Genomic DNA, 19,194 nt, shown 5'->3' on the forward strand with positions numbered 1-19,194 from the left:
CAAATATCAAAAACTTAAATTAAATATATATCAGTTAGTTCTTTAAAATATAAAACGATATAAAGCACCTGTTATAGTCAATATTGGTGGCATAACAAAATCCCCCACATGAAAGCCTATTTTTTCGATAATGAACAAACCAGGAAAAAACACTAACAAAATTGCTTGTGGAAAAACAAACACTCCAATTATGGGCTAGTTTGCAATCTTGGAAGCAGATGGCAGTGTAGCCAGACAAACTATAGTTTGTATCCAATTATTTTAACTATATCCCAATATAGGACTAAACTAATATAATTTATAATACATATTGACATTAATTAATCGATCGGTCTAAGTTCTCTTGCTGACACTTATGGATATTCTTTTGCTTTCATCTGCAACACATAAACGTCGCCGAGGGCGCCCCCCAAAAGAACTTGCAGGATATAGTGAGACACGTGAAGCACTGCTGTGTGCAGGTGTTGCGGCTTTAACTACAAAAGGATTTTCTGCAACAGGTATTGATGAAATCTTAAAGAGTGTGAATGTACCCAAAGGTTCATTTTATCATTATTTTAAAAATAAAGAAGCATTTGGCGCACTACTCATTGAAAGATACGCATTATATTTTGCAACCAAATTAGATCGAATTTTAAGTAACAATGAACGTACTCCTTTACAACGGATGTATGATTTTATTGATGATGCTGCCCTAGGAATGAAAAAATTTAACTTCTCTCGTGGATGCCTTGTTGGGAATCTAGGTCAGGAAATGGGAGCCTTACCCCCTGCGTACCGAAGCTTACTTGTTGAAGTATTTAATGACTGGCAACAACGTACTTCTGCTTGTTTAAAAGAAGCTGTTGACGAAAATGAAATAGATTCAGATGTCGATTGCAATGCATTATCAGAATATTTCTGGATAGGCTGGGAAGGTGCTGTTTTAAGAGCTAAACTAGAACAATCTGAAGCACCACTTCGTCAATTTTCCAAAGGATTTTTTTCTGGAATAGAAATATGAATTTTTTTTCGTCAATTAATAGACGATCGGTCTATTTTATAAAACCTTATTTAATACAAAAATTAAAAAATTTTAAAAGCTATGAATCTCAACAGATATATCATCACAAATACTAATCAAAATATCTATATAATCATGGATTTCAAACAATAAAGAAAAGAGATTTTACTATGATAAATTCTGACAATAATAAATTAGAGGGTGGCCCTCTATCTGGAATTACTGTCCTTGATTTCTCACGCGTATTAGCAGGACCTTATTGTACAATGGTGCTTGCTGATCTTGGCGCTCGCGTAATAAAAGTTGAAAAATTTGGCACTGGCGATGATACCAGAGCATTTCCTCCTTTTATAAGCGCTGAAAGCGCATATTTTATGTGCTTTAATAGAGGTAAAGAAAGTATTGTTTTAGATATTAAATCGCCCAGAGATCGCGAATTGCTAGAAAGGTTACTTAATACTTCTGATGTTCTTGTAGAGAATTTCAGACCTGGAGTAATGGATAGACTTGGATATGGTCCAGATAGATTAGCTAAAACTCATCCACACTTAATTTACACATCTATCTCAGGATTTGGGCACTCTGGCCCTATGTCTGAATTGCCAGGGTATGATATGGTAGTTCAAGCAATGGGCGGTGTAATGAGTTTGACTGGATGGCCTGGAGAACGCCCTGCCCGAGTTGGGACAAGCTTTGGGGATCTTGGAGCTGCTTTATTTGGTGTGATTTGCATTTTATCAGCTTTATATCACTATCAACAAAATATAAATCTTTGGATACAATTCTTGTGGAGCGCCGGGACCGAGTAGGATTAATTACACTAAACCGGCCAAAAAGCTTAAATGCATTGAATATACAATTAGCCCGTGAACTTGTGCAAACCTTAAAAGATTTTGATAAAGGAAAGGCGCCCCAATCGGGACGCCTTTGTTAAATGCTAAGTGTGTGTCGGTTAGAAACGAAAGCCAAACACTAAAGAAAAGCTGTTATATTCCTGGGTCTTCTGTTCCATGGCGTTGATTTTCTTATCTTTGAATACTGTTTGATACTTGACTTCGGTGAGCACTTCGTTTGCGCCCAATGGTAAGCGCACTCCAAGGCTAATCTGTCCGCCCGGGGTATTATAATAACCGTACTTTTCACTGTCACTGTTATCATATTCTACTTTGATCACACCAAGACCGAGCCCTGCATATCCGGTAACGCCATTGGCAATCTGAAACGGATACCGTCCATTCAGCATCAAAGAGGTTGATTCCACACCGGTTGGATACCCAGCGTATCGGCGATCCGTAATCATGAAGTCTGCGCCAACTTCAAACCCAGCAAGATCCGTATAGGCACCCACACCGAGGGCGTGGCCCTCGGCCATCGGAAAGTCGTTGCCGGGAGTGCCATGTTGTAGGCCGGATGTGTCCTTAAATGCATAGCCACCATAGATCTCGTAGGTAAAGTTTTGTGCGGATGCCGATGAGGCAAATGCGATAGTTGTTAAAAGTGCTGCGATCAGATGTTTCATAGTTTTCTCATTTTCCAAAATTTTTTTTAATCTTAGTAGATGATTGGTTTACGTAGACGATCGGTCTATTTTTATAAAGCCTTATTTAATAGGAAAATAAAAAGATTTTAAAAGTGTCTTTTTTGCAACAGGATATTTCAACGACCCTCGAAGCCCTTACGTTGCCGTGCCGTTTTAATTCGCCTGATACTGTTACCCCGCGCTGTAGCCTAGACAAACCTGCGGGACACTTATTGGGCTACTGTAGCTTGTCTCTGAGAGCTTCGTGAGATGGAACAGATCCTCAAGAATGCAGGTTTAATAATCTGATACCAGTTTTCTGATTAGTAGAAACATTTCATTTTCACTAAATTCAAAATTTTTGCCCAGATTCGTATTATGTATGACGGGGGCTTTTTGCTAAAATTAGGGGGGTGCCCCCCGGGTGGGGTGGTAGATGTGCAAGTATTTTCAATGGGGGGCAAGCGCCTACTTTATTGGGGAACCATTATGGTAACGGCAGAACTCAACGCAAAAAAAACATGATAAATCAATAATAACTGGCGGGCCATTCGGGATGAAAGTGGGCACTCGGAACACTTTGAAATTGTTGCAAACTTTGAGAATGTTGACGGTCGCACTGAAGCAAGATCGGAAGCGCGGAGCTTTGCGGAGGAGCTTTTGCGACCATATGCGGCGGGACAATCAAGGCAGGATGAAGAATGTCCTCACCTCCAGATCGTCAGCGCTGTTCAGCATAAATTTCAGTTGCCTCGGCATCGTGCTTACCGTGGCGTCGACCGAGCTATGGAATATCTCGGAATAGCTAAGAAAACTTCCTGAGCTGCCTGCAGCGCTTGATGTCTGGAATGATTGCCCAGCCACGTCATCGGGCAGAACGCCGAGTTGCGCGGCGATATCGCACTCAATCTCGGTCATTGGAGACCGTGCTTCAATCGCTCGAGCGCAGATGCGATGACGGGTCTCTCCCCGTTCAAACAATCTGTTGTAGATGTTTTCGCTCTCCTTCTAACGCGCGCTCTGTCGTCTCCACGAAAGAACAGCTCCTGCAATATCGGAATCCGGCACTTCGCCCGCCCAACGGTCCCAAAAGTCGATGGTTGCACTGTTCGGTTTGTACTTGGGCTCTCCAACGCGGACTCTTGTAGGTAGGAGGCTTGCATCACCGACAACCAGTGCTTCGCCAACATCAAGTACCGGCAACAGGTCGCCAAAACCGCCCAGACTATCTGGCAAAAGTCGTCGGATAACATTCTGATCGTCACCATTCGTCAGGCGCATGGCGATCACGTTGTTGCACTGGCTCAAGACTGTTCGGTTCACTTCAGATGGTCGCTGACTGATGACCACAAGCCCTACGCCATACTTGCGGCCCTCCTTCGCAATGCGCTCGAATATACCGACGGAAATATCATCGATGCCATCACGTCCGGCTCGTTCAGGGATATAGAGATGCGCTTCGTCGCAGAACAAGGCAACTGGATGACGCTTCTCAATCGGCGTCCATTGCGTAATATTGAAAACGAGCCGCGCAAGAAGACTGACCATTAACGGCAATATGTCGGAAGGTACTTCCGAAAAATCAATAATCTTGATGCCACCTTTGTTGTCACTTTGTGTTCCTCGACTTCCAGTCAAAGCGTGCGCCAACCTTGGTAGCCACTCCATATCCATGCATTCTGCGTGCGGTCGGAAAAGAAAGCCAAGACGGCGGTCCAAATGTTTTGCCTCAAACCGCGCAATAAGTCGGCTCAGTTTACCGTTAAAGTCACCCGCTTTGTCGGTGCCTGCTTTGGCACCGGGAACACGCTCAGTGTCGAGATGATTTAGGCGGTCAAGAATTTCTTGAAGTGGGAAAGGCACTGGGCTGTCTACAGTGAAATTTGTTAATACTTCCGTATGTTTTCCGTCCTCAAGGTATTTCCGTTTGGCATCGGTGATACTGTTGGCCATCACCATCGCTTGATTGGGCGCATTCTGGTCGGAACGATCTACGAAAAGAGACACCATCGCCTCATACCCGAGAAGCCAATATGGAAGGTAGAGAACTCCATCATCAAGCCCTTGGTCTTGGTCAAGATCGCCTGGACCAGCTACACGCAAATGCCGAAATTCTTCGCCATTCAACGTCTTATATTCACCGTGGATATCAAACAAAATGGCGTTTGCTTGTTCCAGCGCGGCAACTTGATCCAGCATCCGAGCCGTCGTATAGGACTTGCCTGATCCGGTGCTGCCGACGACCACGGCATGACGTTGGAACAACTTGTTTCCGTTGAGGAAAGCGGTAGCGTTTTCATCAAGCGTGTACTTGCCCAACTCAAGTTGAGGACCATCGCCGGTCACGTTCGAAATTACTTGCATGAAATTAGTGAGACGCTTGCCCTCAAGAGCAAAACAGTTCGCATCAATTTCAGGTACAGTTTCAAGGGTCCTCCTGAAGACATTTTCGAGCAAGCCTTGTTTGTCGATCAGGGTTCCAATCAACGAAACACGCACCAGATTGTTTTCCGGCAACTCAATTACTTCATCAGGATTAACCTCAGACGCATCTGGCGTGATTTCAGGGGCCCTACGCGTAATCCGAGACACGACGCCAACCAAGTGCTGGCCGGGTTTGCTGCTTTGAATTGCAACCAATCGGTTGACCTGCACACGTTTTAGTCGTTCAAGCTCGTCAACTCTGACAACGACTATCGCGGTGTCCACAGCGATGATCTTCCCTAAGGCTTCACCGTCGTCATAATCAAAAATCGGCATCTGCTACCTCACAAGACCATTTTGTTGAAACTATCAAACGACCACAGGTCGGGTTTCGCGATTGTCACGCCATCCGGGTAATCAGGCGAGAACAGTCGAGTTCCGTCCCCGTCGCGTTCGAGGGCCATGTACGCTTGCCCCGCACTATCCGCGAGAAAACCCTTGGCCTCATCCGTGAGTGTCCGTGCTAAGATCACGATTGGGACATTGCGCTGTTTGCACCTATCGACGATTTTCGGCTGGATATGTCGATCACGAAAACCGTATCCCACACAAAGAAATGCCTCCGCTTGATCCATGGCACCATCCGCGCCTTGAATAGAAGACCGAAAGGGCTCGTCATGGGTGCGTTCATATTTGCTGACCCCGGGTGTCACAATCAGTGGATCAAAGCCGTCTGGCAGTTTGTCCGAAATCGGCAACGACACCACGCGACCTGAAGAATCTGCAAACCAATCGAGCGAGCCGTGAACTTTCCAGATCTTTACAGTTCTTGCCGCGTGGGCACCTCGTCGCAAAGAGATTGTTTCGGTACCTTCCCGATGGCGAATTATCCCAGGCGCGAAGCCAGCCGTATGAAAATATCCTGAAATATCAGATGCGTATTCTGCAACGCGGTCATAGTTCGGCGTAACAATATTTGCAGTCATATGGGTGCTTTTGAACATCCCAGCAAGCAAATCGGCCAAGCTGAACCGCTCATCTCCCTTGACCGCTCGGCCCATCAGGGCCAAGTCATCTTCTGCAATGGCTTGCCATGTCAGCGCGACAATTTTCCTTACGAGCGTCAATGGTGCTGTCGTCTTGAGAAGTGCCTCTTCAAGGCCATCACCGGCCGTCAAAGCCGTTCGAATGAGCAGCCAAGCATCGGTTTCCTCACCTTCGTCAGGTTGGATGTGTTCCCGGAGGTATTGTGCCAAATCACTCATGCCCCTCAGACCATGCACGACCGATCCACCGCTTCCCAAAATGACAACCGGATGTTTTTGAAAACAGCCTTGAGCGATAATTGCTATCTTCTCAATGATTTTTTCTTCGTCGGTCAAACTGAACCTACTTTCACTTGGAATTTATCTTTTATACCAATTACTGGCGCACATATGTAACGTAAAACCCCTTCAACATACGTTGCTCTTGCAGTCGGTCGCTGAGGTTGAAGCCTTCGCTACGTATCGGTGCCTGGAAGATATCCAGACCGCGGTCGAGGATAATTTTCCAACCTTTATCTGTTACTATATCGCGGGCGTGTGCCGAGCCCGAGGTATCAAAGGCCCAAGTGAAGCCGACGCCAGATCCTGAACTGGCTGAGACTACGCTATCCAGAAGATCGCGTTGTTTTTGAACTTCTCCATCGAAAGGACCTGTGACCAGATGGATGGATACCTGGTCTTCTGGGGCCTTTCGCTGGATCACCATTTCGACGAACTCCATCATATTCTTGATTTGATAAAAGTACCGAATGTAAGGGTCGGTTACGACAATCCGTGTCGCGCCATCGATGTAGGGACCAAATAGCTTGTCATAGCTGACGCCTTTACGGTTTTCAGCGAACACGTGGTGTCCCTCTTCAAGTGTCGCATTTTGACTTGATTGTGATGGCGCAGTGGGAGCGATGCCGTCATCGGCTTCCATCACAATGGCTTCACCCTCACTATTCTGCTGGTTTGGATCTTGCGCTGGCTTCTTGTGATAGAACTGCGGGTATTCCTGTTCCTCAACCGTTTGAATGTGTCGCTTTTCGCCGTCGGCACCGGTGTAGTAAAAATCCACTTCCGGATATGTTGCATCAATCCGGAATAGTTGATCTTTTACCCGCTTGCGACTTTCGAGCGCCAACTGAAGCAGTTCTTCAACATCCGCGGCACTTTCACCACCCGCTGGGAAAATGATCTTCAGCAGTCCAGACATTGTTTTGTAAACAGCGTCCCGGTCACGCGTTGATATTTTTTCACTGATCGTGAAATGCTGATTGGGCCGGTTCGAGAAATCCTCTTGCCGAAGGTGGCGCAGGATCTCAGCGAGATAGTCGACAATAAATCCGTAGCCACTGGTGAACATCTCGCCACGGATCACATCGACCTCCCAACCAGGCAGATAGGAATGCAAACGGTCGATAAACGCAGAATCGTGAAACTGTGACGGAAGGGCTTCGAACAAGTCGCTGTTCTTAAGCATGTAGGGCACATTGTGATCGGTGTTACCAACAAAAGCAAAGCTGGCTTCGGCTCCCATGGGACTGACACCACGTGAGAACGTCTTGTTTGCCATATAGTTTTTCATGATGTCGACGAGCGCTTTGTTCGTCTTCTTTTCTCGTCCGGCGAATTCGTCGAAGGCTACAACGTCCCAATATCCAACCAGACCAATGCGCCCGTTCGAGTTGTTCACGAATAACTTGGGTATCGAGACTTCACCGCCGGAAATCAGCTGCCCATGAGGCGAAAATTCAGAATAAACGTGAGATTTTCCCGTTCCCTTGGGGCCAAGCTCAATGATGTTATAGTTGCGCTCCACAAATGGGATCAGCCGCATCAGTTGCAAGAGTTTGCTCCTCCGCCCGAAAGCATCGGGGTTGAAGCCTATGGATTGCATGAGCAAGTCAATCCAATCATCTTTGTCGAACTGAGCGCGGGCGGCTTTATAACTTTCGTAATCGACCTTTGCGATCTGGATCGGTTTGATGCTTTCCAGCACCCATGGCGATGTCCGCGCTTCTTCGGTAAACTCGTACTGCACGTCGGCGATGCACCAGACAGCGGTAACTAAAAGCTTCGGGTGGGTCTTCACGGTGCCGCTGTCTACCGCAACCTTCTTAATCCCAAGATTGTCGAACGTCGCCTCATAGCTGTCTGTCTTTTCATTCAATGAGACACTGATCTGGTCGATAACCTTATAGCGGCCTTTTTCCTTTATGGTCGATTGGATCAAGCCTGCTTCATTGCGATGAACATAGTGTTTGCGCAGGATGTCCTTGACGGTCTCAATGCCACTTTCGATCGATGCTTCGTCGTCCGTCGCACAATACTGCCCCAGGAGATATTCCAGCACATAAGTCGGTACGATAGCATTGCCCTTGACAGCCTTTACCAAGTCTTTGCGGACCACATAGCCTGCAAAATGCTCGTTTATTTTCTCATCAAGTGCGCTCATGTCTGTCCCTTAAAAGTCGAAGTCTGTTGTGATGCCACGGCGCAGCTGAAAGCGATGGCTGGTGTAATCTTCATAATGGCTTGTTTTGCCAATCTGTTCGCGCAACTTCAGGAATACATCCTGGTCGTTGAACCGGTCGGCTTCCCGAGAAAGCAGAAACTTGATCGGCAGCTCCCGCTCTCGAGGGTTTTGCGATATGAAATCCAAGCACAGCTGGTGCTCATCCGAAATCAAAGTACCATCGCCCGCATAGATGCCGGCCAACAGGTCGCGTTGTTGCTGTTTTTCCGAGAGGGCTTGGACTTGGTAAAGGGTGACCGCCGTTTGACCAGAGGAGATTAAGCTGCGCCCCGAAACTACAATCTGGACATCGACCTTGCCGACATCCGCTTCGCGACGCTTGCCGACCTTCAGAACCGGTATTATCACCTCTTGAAGGGTGGCCCCTCCATGGACAAAGCGGCTTCCTGCACCCTTCACCCGTATCCGGTTGATTGAGTTTGGAAGCAAGACATCCAGATCGCCGGAAAGCCCAAGGGACCTTGAGCTGAACTTTTTCATTCCAGCCGTCTCGTTCAAATCGCGTCCGATGACGAAGCGCCGATTTTTGAAGAGGATTTCCGCACCAGTAGGATCGGCTACGGAAAAGTCAGTCTCTTCCAACGCACGATGCTGATAAATGAACCCGTGATCTGCGGTGATCAAAATATTAGAAAAATTTGCCGTCGTCAGTTTGCGAACCAGCTTGGTCAGATCCTCGATGGCACCCTCAGCTGCTTCAGTCACGCGCTCCTCGGTCGCAAGTTTGTCGCCAATGATGTCGATCCGGTTGTGATAGAGGTAGAGAATGTCGTGATCGCGAAATACCGCTTTGCCCTCATCAGCCTTCATGCTCATGAAGTCATCCGCTTTCATGGCTTTCACCCGGTCCCCAGTACGACCTAATCCCAGAACCTTCTCCCGGTTCGTAGTGCCCTGGGTAGCCTGCCCAAATGATGACACAGCAGCATCGCCGGATAGTGTTAGATCCTTGTTCGGCAAAAGCGCCGCCATTCCGAGCTGCGTATAGCTGGGTAAGGCAGATATCATCGGCTTCAGCTCCGCATCAAAACGGTTCAGTTTCCGGATTTCACGCAAGCATTCCTCGGCGACTTCATAGCGCAGCGCATCCGAAATGATGACAACAACTTTCTGATCCCGGCGGCGGAACTCAGCAGCTTGATTGGTGTAGAAATCTGTCTGTTTTTCGTATCCTGGAACGGACCAGGCAGATAGTTTTGCAATTTGGTCTTGCCACGCATCGTTTACAGCCAGCAGGAAGTTGGTGGTGTAGCGGTTTTCGACACTCTCAAACAGCGCGCCCAGCAGCGATGCTTGGCCGCTTTTCTGCATGTGGAAGATGAACTTCCGATACAGCTGGTCAATCTTGTACCAGCTCGTGACATATCGCTTCACACCCTCAGCAGGCGACGTCATACCCAACGTGGCCTCGGCCAATGCTTGCTGGAACTCCGTGGCGTATCCGATGGCCTCATAGACATCGCGGTAGATCGCATACCAGTGGCTCTGACGGCGTTCTCTGACAGTTTTCAGCGCCTCCGCCGAGGTAACTGTCTGGCTCGACATAGCAGCCACCAGCTTACGAATAATCTGGCGGTCAATTTCTTCAAAATAGTCGATAGCACGCAGCTGCTTGATCTCGCGATCCAATAGATCGTCGGGGATGCGTAGGATGTCTTGGTACTTTCGGCTCAAGGCCTCAAATGCGTCCGCCCCGTGACGGTTGTTCTTCCAGCGGCGAAAGATCAGCAGGGCCTCTGCATTCAGCTTAGCGTCCTCTTCGAACGCGCGGCAATAGCAGGATTGGAACAGCGTGATGGCAAAATCTTCAAAATCTGGATCTGTCGACGCGTACCCATAGGCGTTCTCGACCTGTGTCCAGAAAAAGTCGCGTAGTCCGGCGCGGTCCATCAGGCGCAGCGCATCGTCGCGGCCCTCCGCCAGCTCCCCCAGCAGCGCCTCGATCACGGTGTCGAGAGCGCCCTCTGCTCCGGCACAGACAGCCAGCATGCGGCGCAGGACGTCCGTTTTGGTGTCCGAGCCAGTCAGGAGCCGTTTCAGGTGCTCTATGCGCCCGTTTGAACGGTAGAACTCCGTGTGGTCGCGCACTACGTCCTCGAATTGCGTGGGCAGGCCCAGTTCGGCCAGCCAGATCGCGGCCTGGTCGGCCTTAAACACGGCTGTCGCCAGTTGCAGGTCCAATAGCCAATTATCCGCTTCTTCCGGCTCGGGACCCTCTTTGAACAGCAGGAATTTCTGCTTCGGCTCCTGCCGCAGCATCCGGTATTTCAAACCGAATTCGTTGTTCGCAATTTCGGCCTTTTCGACACCCTCAAGTGCTACGGCCTCATACTCTGCGCGCATATCGCGCGCGGTGTCATACCAGAATACGATCCTGTGCTCATCGAACAGGCGCGCCAGACCGGCCTTGATGCGGTCAGTCATCCTTGGCCTCCAGCCCTGAGATCTTCTTCAGCGCCGCGTCTAACTTCGGGTAATTTGCCTTGACCCCGTCATCCAGGTCGATTTCTATCTTTGCTTGCGCCAGCGGAAAGATCACCTCGCGCTCCCATTCGTTCAGCTCGTCGATCTGCTTGGCCACTACGCTGGCGTCCTTGATCGCCTTGGTGCGTTGCGCTTGGGTAGCGGTTGCGTCATCCGAAAGCTTGTCGAGGCGCGCGCGTTCGCCTTCCAGCTTGCTGATGAATTCGCGCAGGTAGTCGTTCAGCAGGACCGACACCGTGTCGCTTTGATAGCGGTGCATGTAGATCAGCGCGTTGAATGTGCCCTTGGGGCTGGAGAACATCCAGTAGATCGGGCGTTTCTTGTAGCGCTTCACGTGGTCGGCGTAGAAATCCTTGGTGAAATACTTGCGGATGTCTTTGCCGAGGGCCTCTTCGATGTAGCGAAGGTTCTCGCGGAAATGCGGCTCGCCGAAAGTGGTGCGCAGGAACAGGCGGAAGCGTTCGGTGATGTCGTCTGGGAACCAGTCAGCGTCGAGCACGGGGATCACGTTGTCCTCGTCAGGCATGAAAGACGGTTCCGGCACACGGGCGAGGTAGTCGGCCAGCGTTTCGCCCTGATTGGCGAGGATCAGGCCCGGCGCGTCGAGGCTGTAGCGCCCGAACATGCAACCCACGGCGTAGGAAAGGAATTCGGCCATAGTGTCGGCGCGCAGGCGGGTCTCGTTTGCCTCGGCGTCGTTCTTGATGCCATAGCGATAGGCGGGGTTGCAGGTGAGGGTGATCTCGTTCAGCGGCACCTCGGGGGTCAGTTCGTCTTGCAAGCCGTATGCGTCAATGAAGATGCGGTTGTTCTCTTCCTCCAGCCGCTTCATTTCGTCCGTCATGCCCTGCCAGTGGGTGCGGATGGCGGTGTAGGTGGCCTCCAGCGTCTCGGCGCGGTGGTCGGGCTGGAGCAGCGGGAGCGTGGTGAAATCCCATGAGGTTTCGTAGGCGTCCCAGTCGGAGCGGGCGATGTTCACCAAGTTCGTTACATTGCCGGACGTCTTTTGATCTTCATCTGGAAAGTGTCCGGGTAACTTCGAAATATCACCCGGTTGGTAGTTAAATGTTGGGGAGATCAGTGGGAACACGGACATCATGACCTTAGAGTTTATGAAGCCCATGGCCAATTTACTCTCTGAGGTGCTTCTTGCAAATAATGACGAGCCCGCATTGTCAAAGAGCGAGCAGTCACTCTGTCTGGCAGATGTTTTTGCTGAAGTAAGCGCACTCCAAGTGACACCACTTTTGAATATGAAGTCCAAATTGTAATTGTGCGATCGCACCTTGCCGGTTTTTTGATCCTTGAAACTCTGAATAGAAGAGCCGTCGTCCTCCCAATTTACGACGCAATCCAGATTCCCGTGCCACTTCCGATACTCACCGCCCTTTTGATAAGGGAACCATTTTTTACCAGATTCCTGCGCTTGTTCGCGAGAATGGGCGTCTGGCTTAAGTTTCATTCGGCTGACCTCAGACCAAAACCTTACAAACAGGTTGTTGTCGGCAGTCGCCATTCCCAGCCGGGTATCAGCAATTTCGCCTAACGTGCCCTGGGCGAACGCCTCGCGGACGCGTTCACTTGCAGAATATGCAATTGGACTTCCTGGAATTTTATCAAAATCTTTAGCAGACACATATGAAACAAGGTCTGCATCCGGTGGAAAGCTAAATGGGACCCCTGATTTATCTGTTTCGAAATATCGAACCGGAAAGTAGACGCCTTTAAGTTCTTTGTTGCGTTCATTTGAAACCACGAATGCACAGGTTCCGAAGTTGATACCCATGCTCGTTCCCCCTTTACCAAGGTAGGGCATGTGGATGAGCGAATTAACCGTGTAGAAGTCGAGAATGTCACGACGCATCTTTTCCAAGGATGACAGGAACATCCAGCTTTCCATGGTAACCATGGCGGAGTAACCGTTTCGGAGAGCCAATTTCAGGCCTCTGTCAATAAAAGCCGCGAAAAGGTCGGATTTCCCAGATGGATAAAAATGCTTTATCCAGTCCGAAAGCACTTCGTTCATGCCTTTACTGCCTAAATAAGGCGGATTGGCCACCACTACGTGATACTTCGGCGACAGCGCCTCGGTCATGCGCAGCACGGTCACGAGGCGCTCCAGAACCGGTTTTAGCACCAGATCGGCATCCGAAATCCGCGCCTCTACCACCCGCAGCGGCTCTGCCGGGTCGCACAGTCTCGGCGCAATCAGCGAGCCGAAGGTCTTGGCCTGCTCGAACTGGCCCAGCGTCTCACGCAGCTCATCCGTGAACAGATCCTTGCCCACCACGGCGGCCACGTCCTGCATCTCGGCCTCGGTAAAGGCCACGTTCTGCAACACGCAGATGTCGGGCTTTGCCTCCATCCGCAAAAACCGCCGCCGCCCCAGCTTGCCCGCCGCCTTCATCGCCAGTGCAAAGGCCGCCAGCGCGCCCGCGCGGTCGTCAATCTCCACCCCGGTCAGGTTGTGCTGCAGAATCAGTGCGGGGATCTCGGTCGCGTCATATCCCTCTTCCTCGTAGATGGCGTAGAGCAGGTCAAAGGCATAGGTCAGCATGTGCCCCGACCCCGCGGCGGGATCGCAGATGCGGATGTCTTCGGGGCGGGTGATGCGCAGAGAATCCGTCTCGGGCTCTTCGGGTGCGATGTAGTAGTCCATCTGCTCAGCCAGACGGCTTCGGGGCCTGTTCAGCAGCCAGAGCCGCCCCAGCGAGTTCTCCACCAGATAGCGGACGATCCAGTGCGGCGTGAACAGCTGCGTCGCGGCGGGAATGTTCTCGGCCGTGATCTTGACGTTCTTCTTGAGGCCATCAAAGACGTCCTGTTTCTTTTCCGAGATATAGAACTGGTAAAGCCAGCCGATGATCTCGACGTCCTGGCAGGCGTCCTCGGTCATGACCTTGCGCAGTTCGGCGAGGATGGAGGTCTGCGACAGCAGATCCTCGGGCATTAGCAGTTCGGTATAGTCGTCGATTTCCTCGAACAGGAACGGCATCGGCCCGTGCCATTGGTTGCAGGTATGGACCAGCAGTTGGCGGTAGGCTTCGGCCTGCGGGTTGTGCGAGGGCGTGCGCCCGTCCAACAGGGCCGTAATGGTCGCGGGGGCACCGTCGGGCAGATTGCCATCCATGGCCTCCGACAGAATCTCGGGCCGCGTGGCACCCTCGGCAGGGGAGACGGCGCGCACGGAGGTATAGCCATTGGCATCCATGAAGCGCAGGGCGGTAAAACGGTTGAACCACGTATAGGCGACCTGTTCGATGACGTGCTGCTTACCCGCACCCGCAATGGCACGCTCCAGATCCTTGACCGCTGATGCGTTTTCACGCCGCGCAGGGGACGCATCATCCAGCACCAGATCCAACTTGGCCATAACCTGATCGATTAGAACATTGCGGGCACCTTGGGCGAATTTCTTGAGCGCGTTGGTATCCATGTCAGACGATCACTTTCTTGCCCGCGTGGATTTGCTCCAGCAGGGACTTTTTCATTTGCGCGAGGTAGTTATCGACGTCGTCTTCGTTCAACAAAACGGATTTGGACGCCAAGACTTTCAACTGGGATGCAAGGACCGTCGTCGGCTCCTTTGGAGCTGGGCTTGGTCCTTCATGCCAACCAGATGTTATTTCCGCCGCCGTAGGGGTGGGACGCGCAAGGCAATCCACTTCATTGATGACTTCGGTCAACAATTGGGTGTGCGCGCTGTTGGCCTTGTTTTGAAGTAGGGGGATCAGGCTGATGCTATCCAGATCGGATTTGTGTGCCTCAAAGCGGGCTGTAATGCGCGCCTTCTTATCCGCATCAAGCTCTTGGTAGTCAGACATCTGCGTGATCTTGGCGGAAACCTCGTCCACAGCTGCAATGACCGCTTTGCGTTCTTCCAGCACTTTGAGCTCAACCTTGTTCTTCAGGTCAAACAGGTCGGTCTTCAAGGTCTGGATGGATGTACCCTTGTAGCAATCGGGGTCAGCCAACGCCGCCCGCAGTGTCGCGCCCGCTTCGCCATCGACATATTCGATGTTGGCTGATTGGCTGGCGAGGGTGTCGCGTGCATCGTCATAAATCTCGCGCTGCGCGCCACCCATGAAGGATTTGATCTTGTCGAAGACGTCTTCCTTGGCATCGAGCAAAGTGTCTTCGTGTTTTGGTGCATCGGTGATGAACCAGGCGGCAGGTTTGCCCTTCATGCCACGCAGCTGTTCCTGGAATGGCGCGAGAGAGGTCATGAAAGGGTATGCGTGAACCTGACGTGTCTTGTCATCAACATCGGCTTCAAGCTCTGCAATGCTGGTGGCCCATTCCGCACCAAGACTGCGCGCATCGTTGCCACTCGCGGGCTTGGAAAAAAGCTCCTGATATAGCTCTTTCGCCTTGCGGACTTCGGCGGTCGAGAATTCCTGCTGTGGTGTCAGGAGAATGTTTGGCAAAGCATGGCTGTTGTTCAGCGCCTTTGCGAGATCGAGCCCTTCGGTAACGGTGCTATCGACACGCGCCTCTACCTTGCCCTTGGCGACAAGGCTCCCAGCCAGACACAAGACGGCCGTGCTCGGCCAGCCATAGGGCTTGGAGGTGAACCGCTCCACCAAATATTTGACCGAAACTTTGACGCCGTTGCGGGCCTGAGCATTGAAAAAACTGAGCACGTCTTGCTCCGCCTCTCCAAGACCTGTGCCATCAACCCCGAAGAGGCTGCTTTCGGCCTGTACTGCCTTATTGATATCTGCTTCTGAGTAGCTGACGCCGCGTAGCATCGGCAGGTTGCTGTAGACCTTGTCTACGAGCGATTGGAACGCTTTGACGATGCGCTCCGGTGCCTCCTCGCCGCCGATGTCGAGCTCCTCCCCCCGAACAAAGAGACGTGCCTCGCCCATAAGTTTGCGCAGGCGCAATTCGAGATCCTTGGCCCTACGTCCGTTCTGCTCACCTTTTTCCGAGACTATGCGGTCGCGGCCGATCTGTGGAGAGCCGCTGCGTGATTGGCGGATGAACTTGTCGGTTTGTTTGAACAGCATCAAGTCCCGAACAAATTGTGAGTCAGCCTTCATCACGACAGCCAGCTCTTCGCGGGTCATGGTTCTCATACGAACAGCGTCTGGGCTGCCGGCGTCTTCGCCGAAGGGCGAGATGATGTTGATCGCCAGTTCATACTCCCGGCCGACGGTATGATCGTCCAGCTTGCGGGTGAATGCATACTCATTATTGGTCGCGAGGTGCCTGATCTTGCGGTGCCGCAGGATCGTATCGAACGCGATCGTCTCGAGCTCTTTGGACAACTCTGAAGGATCAACGCTAAGTGCTTTGATTTCTGCCTCGACGTCTTTTTCTTCGTTCGTCAGAAATTCGTAGACCTCGCCGTTGCGCTGTATCAAGGTGTTGCGTTCCAGAAGGGACAATGCCTCTTCGATGCGACGGCGTTGTTGAGATTGATCCGTATCGAATTCCGAAAGCAGCAGGATCGAAATATTGCGAACTGAGGGTTTGAATTCCTTGACATATTTTACAAGAAACAGCGCCTTCAGGACACGAATTGCAAATGGATCGTCAAGGTTCTTTTCGGCAATCTGGATACTCTGTTGAGCCGATGATTTCAGGGCCGTTCGGATGCCTTCAAACATCAGATCGAAGGTTGCCAGTCCGCCGACTTCTCTGTCCTTCAGCTTCTTTGCAACCTCCTGGAAAACACCCAGCATTGATCGCTCACCCACAGAGCTGTGCTTGCCCTCAAAGGCGTTGTGCTGGGACAGGGATGTGATTGCCATTTGAAACAGTGTGTATTGGTAGGGCGGGAACGGATAGCTCGAAACAAAATGATCGCGGTCGCGGTAGTTCTTGAGCGTGATTGATCCGTCCGCAAAGTCGAACAGCGTCTTAAGGTTGTTTTCTTCGCTGTCATGGAGGTTGCCCAGCGTCACGGTGGCCTCCGGCGTTTTCGCCAAGAGGCGACGCTGGATGACCTCAGCGACATCAGCTGAGTTCAGAGGCATCCTGTTTCCAAAACGCGCCTGGATCTTCGAGAAGTCATTTTCTTGCTTTTGTGTCATGTCCCCGATCACGGAGGCCATGTCCTGCTGGGCTGTTACGATGATCCAGGCCTGTCCTTTGCATTTCGTATTCAGGCTTTCCGCAATTGTTTGCAGGTTAGTCATCAGCTTGATGTTGTCCGCGATATACTGGCCGACTTCATCGACGAAAAAGTTCAAACGGAATCCTTTGGGCTGATCATCGATCCATGCCTTGATGGTGTTTGCAAAGTCTTCGATCGAAACACGCGTATCCTTGCGGTACTGGCTGAGGATGTCTTTGGCATCGGCAGAGTCCCCGCCAGTGGCAGCTGCAAAAGCGGTCGCGATGTTCTTTGCTTCCAATAGGGCCTGTTCCCGGCCGCTGAGCCAAGATTTTCCAGCAGTATCCTGAAAGGCGGCCTTAAAAGCGTCGAACTGCCCACGACTGTCCAAATCCCGCTCGAACTGGGCTATATGCGGTTGCTTGCCGTAAAAGCCGCAGAATTCGTCAAATACCTTCTGAAACACGGCCAATAGTGCATCGACATCGGCCTTTGAGATCACGTCAGCTTTCTGGTCAATATTGAACAGGATCGATTTCGACGGGATCGCAACGGCCTTGTTCAGGGCACCGGCCAACATAGGCTCGCCCTTTAGCTTATCGGCGAAAATGTCATGCGCGTAGATGCCGTCTACTTCTCGGTTTTCCAGGATTAGGGCCAACATCTTCAGCAGATGGGATTTTCCCGAACCGAAGAACCCTGAAATCCAAACCCCATTGGACGTATCGTAATTGTTGTAGGCTTCGAGAAACTGTTCAAGTTTCCGCCCGATCTCATCGGTGATGACGTATTCATCCAGCTCGATGCGCAGGCTGGCATCGTCGTCGGCTTTAATGACGCCATCAATCGCGCGGTCGACGGGTTTTTCAAAGATATCTTTTAGCAGTTTGCCCATCGGGTTAGACCTCGTAATTCAGGATGTTGAAGGCGCGGTAGTACTTGTCATCGTGAAGCCTGCCGAACAGATCCAACGAAGCGCCGGTCGCCAGAGCATGCGTGTAGCTTCCAGGAAAGAACAGTACGGTGGGGGCATCTTTCGCGGTGCTTTGAAGGTTGTTCAGGACGCTATGAGACCTGATGTAGGGATAGACCTCACCGACACCGGACAACAAAATCACGTCGTGTGGCGTTGCCGCAATAGCTTCGCCGACCCGTGGTATGAGGTGGGCCTGAGGATCGAGAACCCCTTGCAGCAGTTCCTTAATTTCTGCCTTTTCACATGTCTGTTCGATCTCGAGGACTTCCTCAAGGATTCCCCGCTCAGACAAAATGTCTAAAGCCATGTCGTATAAATTCAGATCAAGAACTTTTGTGCCTGCATGCGCAATCCGTGTTGCCAGATCTTTGCGATCATCAACGATCGACAGACCTTCCTCGGCAGGAAAGGGGCAAATGAAGAAAGGTACTTCATTGCCCAAGCCCTGCTTGGTCAAGAAGCGTTCACTGGTGATCACGCGGTACAGGTGTTCGGCGCGTTCCTTGCGGGTTAATTCAAGTTTCAAGCTCATACTCCGCCGATCAAGATGCCAGGGAATATGGCCAGTTCCGCAGGATTAGCCTCTTCAATCATCGCCTTCAGTCGAGGTGACAGTATAGCCAGCTGAATACGGTTATTGTTAGACAGAACTCCAGCCTCACGCATCATGCGAAATAGAATTTGCCGCAATTTCTGTCGAGTAGACGAACTGAGGTTTGCCAGCCCCTCATCCCATTCCGCTTTGGCCTCGAACAGGATGTCAAAGGACACTAAAGGCAAATCCATTTGATAGGATAGATGGCGCTCGCGAATAACCTCAACCGCGAATTCGCGCACAAAACGGTAAGCACGGCAGGTTCCCAACCAAAGAAGTGCCTGCTGATCCGTACGATCCGCCTCGTCCAGTAAAAAAAATCGCTCTTCACGAGTAAGCGCCCTCAAGCGGTTCGATATCTCGCGCAGTGTGCGCCGGTTAGAGGCGGTTTTAGGAAGCGAAGTTGCACTCTGCTCCAGTGCGCGAGAAACTGTTTGCTGCCAAGGCTCACCCTCAACATGGAGCCGCGCGACCGTCAGGCTTTCATTCAACAACAGTCCGCCTGTGGTAAAGGACATCTGGTAGTCTTGTTCGCTGGTTCTGCTCATGAGGATCGCCGTTG

The 19,194-nt window shown here is 51.1% G+C and carries 12 protein-coding genes; 2 read left to right on the forward strand and 10 right to left on the reverse strand.

Annotated features, from left to right (window positions below):
* Window positions 1-355 precede the first annotated feature (355 nt).
* Together acuR and ACSQ13_RS06930 are read left to right on the forward strand one after the other, a co-directional pair.
* Window positions 356-1,003: an acrylate utilization transcriptional regulator AcuR gene (acuR, locus tag ACSQ13_RS06925; protein WP_295510288.1), complete on the forward strand. Its 648-nt coding sequence runs from the start codon at window positions 356-358 to the stop codon at window positions 1,001-1,003.
* 170 nt (window positions 1,004-1,173) lie between these two features.
* Window positions 1,174-1,812 carry a CaiB/BaiF CoA transferase family protein gene (locus ACSQ13_RS06930; RefSeq protein ID WP_295510285.1) on the forward strand — a complete coding sequence of 213 codons (639 nt, stop codon included), beginning with the start codon at window positions 1,174-1,176 and terminating at the stop codon, window positions 1,810-1,812.
* A gap of 143 nt (window positions 1,813-1,955) precedes the next feature.
* On the opposite strand, the gene ACSQ13_RS06935 is transcribed toward ACSQ13_RS06930, so the two are convergent.
* The 10 genes from ACSQ13_RS06935 to ACSQ13_RS06980 all read right to left on the reverse strand — a co-directional run bounded on the left by ACSQ13_RS06935 (window position 1,956) and on the right by ACSQ13_RS06980 (window position 19,180).
* A complete protein-coding gene (locus ACSQ13_RS06935) occupies window positions 1,956-2,522 on the reverse strand; it encodes an outer membrane beta-barrel protein (RefSeq protein ID WP_295510283.1) in 567 nt (188 codons plus the stop codon).
* A 684-nt stretch (window positions 2,523-3,206) separates the two neighbouring features.
* Window positions 3,207-3,440, reverse strand: a complete 234-nt coding sequence (locus ACSQ13_RS06940) for a hypothetical protein (protein WP_295510281.1) — start codon at window positions 3,438-3,440, stop codon at window positions 3,207-3,209.
* Between the two features lie 90 nt (window positions 3,441-3,530).
* The gene (locus ACSQ13_RS06945; protein WP_295510279.1) at window positions 3,531-5,282 is read right to left on the reverse strand and encodes an ATP-binding protein; all 1,752 of its coding nucleotides are present in this window, start codon (window positions 5,280-5,282) and stop codon (window positions 3,531-3,533) included.
* An 8-nt stretch (window positions 5,283-5,290) separates the two neighbouring features.
* A complete protein-coding gene (locus tag ACSQ13_RS06950; protein ID WP_295510276.1) occupies window positions 5,291-6,328 on the reverse strand; it encodes an SIR2 family protein in 1,038 nt (345 codons plus the stop codon).
* Window positions 6,329-6,368: 40 nt separating this feature from the next.
* Window positions 6,369-8,432: a BREX system Lon protease-like protein BrxL gene (gene brxL / locus ACSQ13_RS06955; protein WP_295510274.1), complete on the reverse strand. Its 2,064-nt coding sequence runs from the start codon at window positions 8,430-8,432 to the stop codon at window positions 6,369-6,371.
* Window positions 8,433-8,441: 9 nt separating this feature from the next.
* A complete protein-coding gene (pglZ, locus tag ACSQ13_RS06960; RefSeq protein ID WP_295510272.1) occupies window positions 8,442-10,937 on the reverse strand; it encodes a BREX-1 system phosphatase PglZ type A in 2,496 nt (831 codons plus the stop codon).
* A complete protein-coding gene (gene pglX, locus ACSQ13_RS06965) occupies window positions 10,930-14,433 on the reverse strand; it encodes a BREX-1 system adenine-specific DNA-methyltransferase PglX (RefSeq protein ID WP_295510270.1) in 3,504 nt (1,167 codons plus the stop codon). Before pglX ends, pglZ begins: the two co-directional genes overlap by 8 nt.
* 1 nt (window position 14,434) lies before the next feature.
* A complete protein-coding gene (gene brxC / locus ACSQ13_RS06970) occupies window positions 14,435-17,956 on the reverse strand; it encodes a BREX system P-loop protein BrxC (RefSeq protein ID WP_295510268.1) in 3,522 nt (1,173 codons plus the stop codon).
* Window positions 17,957-17,960: 4 nt separating this feature from the next.
* Window positions 17,961-18,569 carry a DUF1788 domain-containing protein gene (locus ACSQ13_RS06975; protein WP_295510266.1) on the reverse strand — a complete coding sequence of 203 codons (609 nt, stop codon included), beginning with the start codon at window positions 18,567-18,569 and terminating at the stop codon, window positions 17,961-17,963.
* Window positions 18,566-19,180 carry a DUF1819 family protein gene (locus ACSQ13_RS06980; protein ID WP_295510264.1) on the reverse strand — a complete coding sequence of 205 codons (615 nt, stop codon included), beginning with the start codon at window positions 19,178-19,180 and terminating at the stop codon, window positions 18,566-18,568. The genes ACSQ13_RS06975 and ACSQ13_RS06980 overlap by 4 nt, the downstream gene beginning before the upstream one ends.
* Window positions 19,181-19,194: the final 14 nt, after the last annotated feature.

Source organism: Sulfitobacter sp. SH22 (assembly GCF_965641905.1).
Classification (GTDB): Bacteria; Pseudomonadota; Alphaproteobacteria; order Rhodobacterales; family Rhodobacteraceae; genus Sulfitobacter.